Genomic DNA, 12,041 nt, shown 5'->3' on the forward strand with positions numbered 1-12,041 from the left:
TCGCCCGGTCCGCGCCCATCGCCAAGGCCGTGCGCAGCGTCTCCTGCGCCTTCGCAGGCCCCACCGATACCGCCACGATCTCCGATACCACGCCCTTCTCCTTCAGGCGGATCGCTTCCTCAACCGCTATCTCGTCGAACGGGTTCATGCTCATCTTCACGTTCGCAAGATCAACACCCGTTCCATCACCCTTCACTCGCGGCTTCACGTTGTAATCAATCACCCGCTTCACGCAGACCAGGGCTTTCATCGCAGCTTTCCTCTCTTCGACGGGCGGCAGGCGCGGCCCCGAATGATTTATTCAAGTTCCAGAATGATGGCGTCCACGGCCAGACTGTCGCCCGCCTTGGCATTGACGGCCTTGACCTTGCCAGCCTTTTCCGCGCGCAGGATGTTTTCCATCTTCATCGCCTCGATCACGGCGAGCGGCTGCCCCGCTTCCACCGCATCGCCTTCGCCCACGTTCAGCGCCACGAGCAGGCCCGGCATCGGGCAGACGAGGTACTTCGACATGTCGGGCGGCACCTTCTCGATCATGTGCCGCGCCAGATGCGCGATATGCCCCGGCAGAACCTGGACATCGTGGATCGCCCCGCGCGTGGTCAGCCGCAGGCCCGAAGCCTTCGCCTCCACCTTGACGATCAGCGCCTCGCCATCGGCCTCGGCATGGATGATGCGATCGCCCGGCGTGTATTCGAGCGCGAGGTCAATCTCGGCCCCGTCGACGGTGATCGTATCGCCGCCCACTTCCACCGCATGGGTTTCACCGGCGATCTTCACCGCCCACGCCGACGGGGGATCGAGTTCGTCGCCCAACTGGCCGTCGATCTGACGCGAGCGGTCGGCCCGCGCGGTGGCGAGGAAGCCCGCCAGCCCCGCCAGCGTGCGCTTCAGCGCATCCGACGTCGCCGCGCCGTGGAAGCCTTCGGGATATTCCTCGGCAATGAAGCCCGTGGTCAGCTCGCCCGACCGGAAGCGCGGGTGCTGCATGATCGCGCTGACGAAATCGATGTTGTGGCCCAGCCCCTCGATCTCGAAGGCGTCCAGCGCGGCGATCTGCCGGTCCGCCGCCTCGTCGCGCGTCCGCCCCCAGGTGATCAGCTTGGCGATCATCGGGTCATAGAACATCGAGACTTCGCCGCCCTCGTAGACGCCATCGTCCACGCGCACGCCGTCCACGCCGCGCCGTCCGTTGGCCTCGCCATCGTCGGTCCAGCCGGCCAGCGGCGGGTTGTAGCGGACCAGGCGTCCGGTCGAGGGGAGGAAGCCGCGATAGGGGTCTTCGGCATAGACGCGGTTCTCGATGGCCCAGCCGTCGATCTTCACGTCGTCCTGCGTCATCGCCAGCTTCTCGCCATAGGCGACGCGGATCATCTGTTCGACCAGATCGATGCCGGTGATCGCTTCGGTGACGGGATGCTCCACCTGCAGGCGGGTGTTCATTTCCAGGAAGTAGAAGCTCTCGCCCGTCTTGTCCGCGCCCGAGACGATCAGTTCGACGGTGCCGGCCGAATAATAGCCCACCGCGCGCGCCAGCGCGACGCACTGTTCGCCCATCGCCTTGCGCATGCTGGGCGTGACGAACGGCGAAGGCGCTTCCTCCACCACCTTCTGATGGCGGCGCTGGATCGAGCATTCGCGCTCGTTGAGGTAAAGGATGTTGCCGTGCTTGTCGCCGAGGATCTGGATCTCGATATGCCGCGGATCGAGAATGAACTTCTCGATGAACACGCGATCGTCGCCGAACGAATTGAGGCCCTCGCGCTTCACGCTTTCGAAGCCCTCGCGCACGTCCTTCTCGCTGTAGGCCAGGCGCATGCCCTTGCCGCCACCGCCGGCCGAGGCCTTCATCATCACCGGGTAGCCGATCTCGTCGGAGATGCGCACCGCGTGCTCGGTATCCTCGATCTCGCCCACGAAGCCGGGCACGACGTTGACGCCCGCCTGCTTGGCCAGCTTCTTGGATTCGATCTTGTCGCCCATCGCGGCGATCGCGCCCACCGGCGGGCCGATGAACGCGATGTTCTCCGCCGCCAGCGCCTCGGCGAACGAGGTGCGCTCGGACAGGAAACCATAGCCCGGATGGACCGCTTCCGCGCCGGTCTGCTTGCACGCCGCGATGATCTTGTCCGCGATCAGGTACGACTGCGCGGCCGGCGACGGACCGATATGCACCGCCTCGTCCGCCATCTGCACGAACGGCGCCCGCGCATCGGCATCCGAATAGACGGCCACCGTCTGGATACCCATCCGGCGCGCGGTCTTGATGACGCGGCAGGCGATTTCGCCACGGTTGGCGATGAGGATTTTCTTGAACATGCCTATCTTTCCGTCGCTGGAATTACTGTAATTCAGACCTGTTCGAGGGCCTGCGCCAAATCGGCCACGATGTCGTCGATGTGTTCAATGCCCACCGAGACGCGCACCGTGTCCGGCCCGGCGCCGGCGGCGACCAGTTCTTCCTCGCCCAGCTGGCTGTGCGTGGTCGAGGCGGGGTGGATGATGAGCGAGCGGGTATCGCCGATGTTGGCGAGGTGGCTGAACAGCTTGGCCGACTGGACCAGCTTCACCCCCGCCTCGTACCCGCCCTTCACCCCGAAGGTGAACACCGCGCCGCCCTTGCCGCCGAGGTATTGCCGGGCCAGCTGGTGATAGGGGTCTTCCGGCAGGCCCGCATAGCTCACCCACGCCACCTTGGGATGGTTCTGCAGCCACTGTGCGAGGTGCAGCGCATTGGCGCAATGCCGCTCCATGCGCAGGGCCAGCGTTTCCATGCCGGTCAGCGTGAGGAAGGCATTCATCGGCGCCATGGCAGGGCCAAGATCGCGCAGGCCCAGCACGCGGCAGCCGATGATGAAGGCGATCGGGCCGACGGGCTTCAACGCCTCGGTCAGCACTGCGCCGTGGTAGCTGGGGTTGGGCTGGGTGAGCGAGGGGAACTTGTCGCTGGCCGCCCAATCGAACTTGCCCGAATCCACGATCAGACCGCCGATGGAATTGCCGTGGCCGTTGAGGAACTTGGTGCAGGAATGGACGACAATGTCCGCGCCGTGTTCGATCGGGCGGCACAGCGCCGGGCTGGCCATGGTGTTGTCCACGATCAGCGGCACGCCCGCCGCATGGGCCACGTCGGCAATCGCCGCGATGTCCTGCACCACGCCACCGGGGTTGGCGAGGCTTTCGATGAACACGCCGCGCGTCTTGTCGGTGATCGCGGCGGCGACCGCAGCGGGATCGTCGGCATCGACGAACACCGCCTTCCAGCCGAACTTGGCGAAGCTGTGCGCGAACTGGTTGAGCGTGCCGCCGTAGAGCTTCTTGGCTGCCACGATCTCACAGCCCGGCTCCATCAGGGTGTGGAACACGATGAACTGCGCGGCATGGCCCGATGCCACGCCCAGCGCGCCCACGCCCCCTTCCAGCGCCGCGATCTTCGCTTCGAGCGCGGCATTGGTCGGGTTCATGATGCGGGTGTAGATATTGCCGAATTCGGCCAGGGCGAAGAGGTTCGCCGCGTGTTCGGCACTGTCGAACACGTAGCTCGCCGTCTGGTAGATCGGCGTGATCCGCGCCTTGGTGGTCGGATCGGGCTCGCACCCGGCATGGACCGACAGCGTCTCAAGCTTCTGCGTCATGGCATCCTCCTTGGCATAGGGCACAGGACCCTATCACGCCGCTTCGATCTCGCTACCCTGCGGCGGCATGTTGTGGCCCAGCAGCCGCAGCATGTCGGCCGCGCATTCCACCACGTTGGAGCCGGGACCGTAGATGCCCTGCACCCCCGCTTCGCGCAGGAATTCATAGTCCTGCGGCGGGATCACGCCCCCGGCGACGACCTTGATGTCCGCCCGGCCGGCGGCCTTCAGGTGCCCGATCAGTTCGGGGATCAGCGTCTTGTGCCCGGCGGCAAGGCTCGATGCCCCCACCGCGTCGACGTCCTTTTCCAGCGCCAGCGCGCAGGCTTCCTGCGGGGTCTGGAACAGGGGACCGCTGGTCACGTCGAAGCCCATGTCGCTGAACGCCGACGCGATCACGTTGGCGCCGCGATCGTGCCCGTCCTGGCCCATCTTGGCGACGAGCATCCGGGGCTTGCGGCCCAGGCGGCGAGTCACGGCCTCGACGCCGTCGAGCACCTGCCGGTAGCGGCTGTCGCCGGCATAGGCCGCGCCGTAGATACCCTTCACCGGGGTCGGCACGGTGCCATGACGGCCGAAGACGATTTCCATCGCGTCCGAAATCTCGCCCAGCGTGGCACGGTGGCGCGCGGCCTCCACCGCGAGTTCAAGCAGATTGCCGCCCGTCTTCGCGCCTTCGGTCAACGCATTGAGCGCGGCCCGGCACCGCGTTTCGTCACGCCCGGCGCGCACCGCCTTCAACCGCGCGATCTGCGCGTCGCGCACGGCGTGGTTGTCGACTTCGAGCGTTTCGATCTGGTCTTCGCTGGCAAGGCGATACTTGTTGACGCCGACGATCACGTCCTCACCACGGTCAACGCGTGCCTGGCGGCCGGCGGCGGCTTCCTCGATCATCGCCTTGGGCCAGCCGCCGGCAACCGCCTTGGCCATGCCGCCCTCGCTATCGACGCGCTCGATGATCTCCCAGGCCTTGTCGACCAGTTCCTGCGTCAGCGCCTCGATGTAGTACGACCCGCCCAGCGGATCGACCACCTTGGTCATCCCCGTTTCTTCCTGGATCACGATCTGCGTGTTCCGGGCAATGCGGGCGGAGAAGTCGGTGGGCAGCGCGATCGCTTCGTCCAGCGCGTTGGTGTGGAGCGACTGGGTGCCGCCCAGCATCGCCGCCATCGCCTCGATCGTGGTGCGGATGACGTTGTTGTAGGGGTCCTGCTCCTGCAGCGAGACGCCGCTGGTCTGGCAGTGCGTGCGCAGCATCTTGCTGCGTTCGTCCTTGGCGCCGAGCTTCGTCATCACACGGTGCCACAGCACGCGCGCGGCGCGCAGCTTGGCCACTTCCATGAAGAAGTTCATGCCGATGGCGAAGAAGAACGACAGGCGCCCGGCGAACTTGTCGATGTCGAGGCCGCTGGCCACGCCGTACTTCACGTATTCCATGCCGTCGGCGATGGTGAAGGCCAGCTCCTGCACCTGCGTCGCGCCGGCTTCCTGCATGTGGTAGCCGGAGATCGAGATCGAGTTGAACTTCGGCATCTCGCGGCTGGTGTAGCCGAAGATGTCCGAGATGATCCGCATGCTGGGTTCGGGCGGGTAGATGTAGGTGTTGCGGACCATGAACTCCTTCAGAATGTCGTTCTGAATGGTTCCGTCCAGCAGCTTGCGGTCGACGCCCTGTTCCTCGCCCGCGACGATGAAGAAGGCGAGGATCGGGATCACCGCGCCGTTCATGGTCATGGAAACCGACATCTGATCGAGCGGGATGCCGTCGAACAGGATTTTCATGTCCTCGACGCTGTCGATGGCGACGCCCGCCTTGCCCACGTCGCCCACCACGCGCGGGTGGTCGCTGTCATAGCCGCGGTGGGTGGCAAGGTCGAAGGCCACTGACAGGCCCTTCTGTCCGGCGGCAAGGTTGCGGCGATAGAACGCGTTCGATTCCTCGGCGGTGGAGAAACCGGCGTACTGCCGGATCGTCCAGGGCCGGCCAGCGTACATGCTGGCGCGCACGCCGCGCGTGAACGGGGCGAAGCCCGGCAGGCCCGGATCGACGGTCGCGTCATCGGCGGTGTAGAGCGGCTTCACGGCAATGCCTTCCGGCGTTTGCCAGGTGAGGTCCTTCCCCTTCACTTCCTTGGCGGCAGCGGCCTGCCAGTCTTCGATATTCGCCATGATCTTGTCCCTAGGCCCGTTCGGTTCGAGCGAAGTCGAGAACCCTGCGCGCCCGTGTCTCGACTTCGCTCGACACGAACGGTGTGTGGTCAGTGCGCCCCCTTGGGCGTTTCCATGATCTCGGTCAGTTGCCCGCCCATGTCGCGGGGATGCACGAAGAAGATCAACGTGCCGTGGGCGCCGATGCGCGGTTCGCCCAGCACGCGCTTGCCCTTGCTTTCGAACCAGGCCTTGGCCGCGTGGATATCCGGCACTTCGTAGCAGAGGTGGTGCTGGCCGCCGAGCGGGTTGGCGGCGAGCCACTTGCCCACCGCGCTGTCCGGGCTGGTCGGCTGGATCAGCTCGATCTGCGTGCCGGGGGTTCCGTCCTCGCCCGGCGTGTTGACGAAGCACACGCGCACCTGCTGGCTTTCCAGCACGAACGGCTCTGTGATGTCCGTCGCCCCCATCACGTCGCGATAGAACGCGATCGAGGCGTCGATGTCGGGCGTTGCCACGCCCACGTGGTTCAGGCGTCCCAGCTTCATGTCACACGCGCTCCACAACCATGGCGATGCCCTGCCCGCCGCCGATGCACATCGTAATCAGGCCGTACTTCCCGCCGGTGCGGGCCAGTTCGTAGATCGTCTTGACCGTCAGGATCGCGCCGGTGGCACCGATCGGATGGCCCAGGCTGATGCCCGATCCGTTGGGATTGGTCTTGGCCGGATCGAAGCCCAGCTCCTTGGCCACGCCACAGGCCTGCGCCGCGAACGCCTCGTTGCTTTCGATCACGTCGATCTGGTCGAGCGTCAGCCCCGCGCGCTTCAGCGCCACGGGCACCGCCTTGACCGGACCAAGACCCATGACATTCGGCTCCACGCCCGCATGACCCCACGCGAGGATCTTGGCGAGCGGCTTCAGCCCATGCTCGGCCACCGCCTCGCCGCTGGCCAGCACGACCGCGCCCGCGCCATCGTTGATGCCGCTGGCATTGCCGGCGGTGACAGTGCCATCCTTCTTGAACACCGGCTTCAGCGTGGCCATCGCCTCGACGCTGGCATCGGCACGGAAATGCTCGTCCGTATCGAAAACCGTCACGCCCTTGCGCGTCTTCACTTCGACCGGAACGATCTGCTCCTTGAAGTAGCCCGCCGCAGTGGCCGCCGCCGCGCGCTTGTGGCTTTCCACCGCCAGCGCGTCCTGCTCCTCGCGCGTGATCTGGTGGCGTTCGGCCACGTTCTCCGCCGTCACGCCCATGTGGATGTTCTCGAACGGATCGTGGAGCGCGCCGAGCATGGCGTCCATCATCACCTGATCGCCCATCTTCTGCCCGTTGCGCGCCGTCAGCACCATGTGCGGCGCGTTCGACATGACTTCCGCGCCGCCGCCGATGGCAATCCTGTGCTCGCCCAGCGCGATGCCCTGCGCCGCCGAGACGATCGCCTGCAGGCCCGAGCCGCACAGACGGTTGACGTTCATCGCCGGACTTTCGATCGGCACGCCGGCGTTCACCGCCGCAACACGGCTGACATAGGCGTCCTTGGGCTGCGTCGGCACCACCGTTCCGATGACCACGTTCTCGATCGTGTCAGGCGTCAGGCCCGCGCGGGCAATCGCCTCCTTGATCACGATGGTGCCCAGATCCGCCGGGCGGAACGAGGCGAGACTGCCGCCAAACGTGCCGATGGCCGTGCGCGCGCCGGAAACGATGAAAATGTCGGTCATGGTCGGTCCTCAGCCCAGATCCGCGCTTACAGCGGAATGTTGTCGTGCTTCTTCCAGGGGTTCTCGAGCGCCTTGTTGCGCAGCTTGCGCAGCCCCAGCGCAATGCGGCGACGCGTGGAATGCGGGTGGATCACCTCGTCCACGAAGCCCTTGCTGGCCGCGACGAACGGGTTGGCGAAGCGGTCCTCGTATTCCTTGGTCTTGACCGCCTGCTCCTCGGTCGAAAGGCCGCGGAAGATAATCTCCACCGCGCCTTTTGCGCCCATCACCGCGATTTCGGCGGTCGGCCAGGCGTAGTTGAGATCGCCACGCAGGTGCTTGGAAGCCATCACGTCGTAGGCGCCGCCATAGGCCTTGCGGGTGATCACGGTGATCTTGGGCACGGTCGCCTCGGCATAGGCGAACAGCAGCTTGGCGCCGTGCTTGATGATGCCGTTGTGCTCCTGGCTGGTGCCCGGCAGGAAGCCCGGCACGTCGACGAAGGTCAGGATCGGGATGTTGAACGCATCGCAGAAGCGCACGAAACGCGCGGCCTTCTTCGATGAATTGATGTCGAGCACGCCCGCCAGCACCATCGGCTGGTTGGCGACCACGCCCACCGCCTTGCCCTCGATCCGGCCGAAACCGCAGATGATGTTGGCGGCGTGCCTGGGCTGGATTTCGAAGAATTCGCCCTCGTCCACCGTCTTGCGGATCACCTCGTGCATGTCATAGGGCTGCGCGGCGGACGCCGGGATCAGCGTGTCGAGGCTGTGTTCCTGCCGGTCGTAAGGGTCGGACGTCGGCCGTTCCGGCACGGCTTCCTTGTTCGACAGCGGCAGGAAATCGAAGAATTCGCGCGCCTGCAGCAGGGCTTCGATGTCGTTTTCGCAGGCGAGGTCGGCAACGGAGGTCTTGGTAGTGTGCGTCACCGCGCCCCCCAGTTCCTCCTGCGTGACGATCTCGTTGGTCACCGTCTTGACCACGTCCGGCCCGGTCACGAACATGTACGAGCTGTCCTTCACCATGAAGATGAAGTCGGTCATCGCCGGGGAATAGACCGCCCCGCCCGCGCACGGCCCCATGATCAGGCTGAGCTGCGGCACCACGCCCGAAGCCAGCACGTTGCGCTGGAAGATTTCGGCATAGCCACCCAGCGAGGCGACGCCTTCCTGGATGCGCGCGCCGCCGGAATCGTTGAGGCCGATCACCGGCGCGCCGACTTTCATCGCCATGTCCATGATCTTGCAGATCTTCATGGCGTGCCGTTCAGACACCGCGCCGCCGAACACGGTGAAGTCCTGGCTGAACACGAACACCAGCCGGCCGTTGATCGTGCCCGAACCCGTGACCACACCATCGCCGGGGATCACCGTGTCCGGCATCCCGAAATCGACGCAATTGTGCTCGACGTACATGTCGACTTCCTCGAAGCTGCCTTCGTCCAGCAGCACCTCGAGCCTTTCGCGCGCGGTCAGTTTGCCCTTGGCGTGCTGCGCGTCGATGCGCTTCTGCCCACCGCCCATCCGTGCGGCATCCCGACGCTTTTCCATTTCGGCGATATTCGCAGACATATCCTCGCCCCAAACTGACCTGATAATCGGCCGCGATGGCGCAAGGGAGCGGCAGAGTCCAATGTTAAGTTGCAAACTTGCAAAGCATGAATTTGCAAATTATCGACCAAAGGATGAGCAAACGCCGCGTCTTTGCCGGAAACCAGCTGCGCACATTGCGAACGCGGCGCGGTTTGTTGCAGACCGCGATGGCGCGCGCGCTGGGCATCAGCGCTTCCTACCTGTGCCAGCTTGAAAACGACGAGCGCCACCTCACCCCCGCGCTGGCCGACCGGCTGCGCGCGCAATTTCCCGTGGATTGGGAAGATCTTGCTCCGGACCGGCAGGATCTGCTGGCCGATGCGCTGCGACAGGCGGTGGCCGATCCGCTGCTGCCCGCGGCGTTGCCCAGCGAACAGATCGAGCGCGTGGCCGAACAGTTCCCCGCCTTCGCCGAACAGTTCGTGCGGATGCACGCCATCCACCGTCGCGACCGGCAGCGGCTGGAAATGCTGGACGAAGCGCTGGGATCGGACAGCGTGGCGGCGGGGATCACCGGTGGCCGCCTGCCGTGGGAGGAAGTGCGCGACTGGTTCCACCTCGCCAACAACTACGTCGATCTGGTCGACCGCCACGCCGAAATCCTGGCGCGGGAACTCGCCCCCGATCAGGCGTCGCCCTCAATCGACCGGATGGAAGCGTGGTTCGCGGCGCGCGGCGTGACCATCGACTACCGTCCCGGCGGCCCGTTGCGCCTGTTCGATCCGGCACAGCGGCGGCTGGTGATCGATTCCAGCCAGCCGGTCGAAAGCAGCCGGTTCCAGATGGCCTACCAGTTGACCGCCATGGCGCTGGAGCAGGACATCGCCGCGATCGTCGAGGACACGTTGCTGGCCAGCGATGCCGCGCGGGAGCTGCTGACCGTGGGTCTGGGCAACTACGCCGCCGGCGCGCTGCTGATGCCCTACGAACAGTTCCGCACGGCCGCGCGCGCGCTGCGGCACGACGTGGACCGGCTGCGGCAGGTGTTCGGCACCAGCTTCGAACAGACCTGCCACCGCCTGTCCACGCTGCAACGCCCGCAGGCGCGCGGCATCCCGGTGTTCTTCTGCCGCGTCGACATGGCCGGCAACATCACCAAGCGCCATTCGGCCACGCGCCTCCAGTTCGGCCGGTTCGGCGGCGCCTGCCCGCTGTGGATCGTGCACGAGGCGGTGGCGATCCCCGACCGCATCCACGTGCAGGTGGCCGAGATGCCCGATGGCGTGCGCTATGTCTCGATCGCCAAAGGGCTGGTGAAGCCGTCGGCCAGCTTCTACCGCCCGCCGCGCCGCTATGCCGTGGCACTGGGCTGCGAAGCGGCGCTCGCCAGCGAGTTCGTCTATGCCGACGGCCTCAATCTCCAGCGCGACGAGGCGGTTGCGCGGATCGGCGCCTCCTGCCGCATCTGCCCGCGCGATACGTGCGACCAGCGCGCCTTTCCCCCCAGCGACAAGGCGATCATGGTCGATCCCAGCCAGCGCGATCTGGTGCCCTACCGGATCGGGGAATAGCGGCAATCCAGCACCGGCAAATCCGCCACGACACTTGACCGGATTACGAGTTATCAAGACTTGGCCCTTAAATGCGCGGCGAAGGGTGAAATTCGCCATGATCCCAGTGCCTCGCACCGCTCATGCTATCCTGCGTTTTCTTGCGCTGCGACGTATCGTCCTAGGCGATTTGCCCAGCAACCCCGCCCTGCTGGCGTTGCTGTGGGTCGCGACCTCCGTGATCAACGTGATCGATGCGGTTATGATCCGGCGAGACGAATACATCCCGCCCAGCCTGGCCCTGCATTACAGCGGGAGCCTTGTCCTTACCGCACTGATCGCGGCTTGGGCTATCGGACGGCGAACCGATGCGATCCGGCTTGCGATCGCGTTCATGCTCGTGGGCCTCGTGGTGGCCGTTGGCTGGTTCACCATCGCTCTGCTGACGGGGGACGATTCGCAAGCTGGAGAACTTTGCCGCATCGGCCTTGGCCTATGGGCGGGCGCTGCGGCGATCACGCTGCTGCGAAGAGGCTGGGGACAATCCCGATCGCACCGGGGCACGATGATCGCCCTGATATTCGCCGCGACGGTGGGCTTCATCACTATGGAGATGCCATCGTTCGACAGTTATCTCATGCCGCTATCGCCACAGTTCCGGGAAGCGCGCAACGAGATCGAGGATACCGCCCCCGTCAGTCCCGAGATACTGTGGCCGATGCAGCCCGAACTGGTGGAAGCGACAGCGATATCGTTGCGCCCGCAAGACATGGAACACCCGCCGGTGCGTGTTGTCGCGGTTGCCGCCGGGGGCAGCCAGCAATTGTTCGGTCGAGAGGCGAAGGCGGCTCTTACACTGCTGCGCGGCAGGTTCGGCCCACGTACGCCCGGCGCGTTGCTGTCCAACGCAAGGCTGGATCTGACCCATGTCCCACTCGCAACCAACGCCAATTTTTCGACGCTTCTCCGCCAGGCAACCATGGGCACCGACCTCGATGGTGACCTCATAGTCATCTATCTCGCAGGACATGGCAGCCGCGACGCGGCCCTGCGAACGGATTTGCCCGACTACCAGCCACTAATCCCAATATCGGCGCGAAGCCTGGCGAGATCGCTCGATGAAGCCGGCATTAGGCGGCGGATCGTCATCGTGTCGGCCTGCTATGCGGGGACATGGATCAAGCCACTCGCTTCGCCCGATACCATCGTTATCACCGCAGCCGCAGCCGACCGAACTTCGTTCGGATGCGATGATCGCCGCCAATACACGGTATTCGGCGAAGCATTCATCAGCGGACCGTTGCGTGGCGGAGCGTCGCTTCAGGAAGCATTCGAATATCTCAAGAAGCGCGTGGCGGCAGAGGAGGCCAAGGAAGGAGCGACGCCATCGCTGCCGCAAGCCTATGTCGGCGACCGGATGCGGGAAATATGGGCCGCAGCAAGCAGCGTCGCTGTCGATCGCTAGA

General features: G+C 65.3%; 8 protein-coding genes and 1 pseudogene. 2 read left to right on the top strand and 7 right to left on the bottom strand.

Going from position 1 to position 12,041, the window contains the following annotated elements; all coding sequences use genetic code 11:
• From EH199_RS17885 to EH199_RS17915, 7 genes and pseudogenes are all read right to left on the bottom strand, one after another.
• Positions 1-250, bottom strand: a pseudogene (locus EH199_RS17885) (electron transfer flavoprotein subunit beta/FixA family protein); the annotation flags it as partial.
• A 47-nt stretch (positions 251-297) separates the two neighbouring features.
• Positions 298-2,319, bottom strand: a complete 2,022-nt coding sequence (locus EH199_RS17890; RefSeq protein WP_124810554.1) for an acetyl/propionyl/methylcrotonyl-CoA carboxylase subunit alpha — start codon at positions 2,317-2,319, stop codon at positions 298-300.
• A gap of 32 nt (positions 2,320-2,351) precedes the next feature.
• Positions 2,352-3,635 (bottom strand): O-acetylhomoserine aminocarboxypropyltransferase, encoded by a 1,284-nt coding sequence (locus tag EH199_RS17895; RefSeq protein WP_124810555.1) that lies wholly within the window; start codon positions 3,633-3,635, stop codon positions 2,352-2,354.
• A gap of 33 nt (positions 3,636-3,668) precedes the next feature.
• Positions 3,669-5,804, bottom strand: coding sequence for a methylmalonyl-CoA mutase (scpA, locus tag EH199_RS17900; protein WP_124810556.1), 2,136 nt, complete (start codon positions 5,802-5,804; stop codon positions 3,669-3,671).
• 89 nt (positions 5,805-5,893) lie between these two features.
• On the bottom strand, positions 5,894-6,331 hold the full coding sequence (gene mce, locus EH199_RS17905) for a methylmalonyl-CoA epimerase (protein WP_124810557.1): 438 nt from the start codon (positions 6,329-6,331) through the stop codon (positions 5,894-5,896).
• A gap of 1 nt (position 6,332) precedes the next feature.
• Positions 6,333-7,511, bottom strand: coding sequence for an acetyl-CoA C-acyltransferase family protein (locus tag EH199_RS17910; protein ID WP_124810558.1), 1,179 nt, complete (start codon positions 7,509-7,511; stop codon positions 6,333-6,335).
• Between the two features lie 26 nt (positions 7,512-7,537).
• A complete protein-coding gene (locus EH199_RS17915; RefSeq protein ID WP_124810559.1) occupies positions 7,538-9,064 on the bottom strand; it encodes an acyl-CoA carboxylase subunit beta in 1,527 nt (508 codons plus the stop codon).
• A gap of 113 nt (positions 9,065-9,177) precedes the next feature.
• Between EH199_RS17915 and EH199_RS17920 the strand changes: the two genes are divergently transcribed.
• Positions 9,178-10,596, top strand: a complete 1,419-nt coding sequence (locus EH199_RS17920; protein WP_124810560.1) for a short-chain fatty acyl-CoA regulator family protein — start codon at positions 9,178-9,180, stop codon at positions 10,594-10,596.
• 97 nt (positions 10,597-10,693) lie between these two features.
• A complete protein-coding gene (locus tag EH199_RS17925) occupies positions 10,694-12,040 on the top strand; it encodes a C13 family peptidase (RefSeq protein WP_124810561.1) in 1,347 nt (448 codons plus the stop codon).
• Position 12,041: the final 1 nt, after the last annotated feature.

This window comes from Novosphingobium sp. LASN5T (genome assembly GCF_003856955.1).
Lineage (GTDB): Bacteria > Pseudomonadota > Alphaproteobacteria > Sphingomonadales > Sphingomonadaceae > Novosphingobium.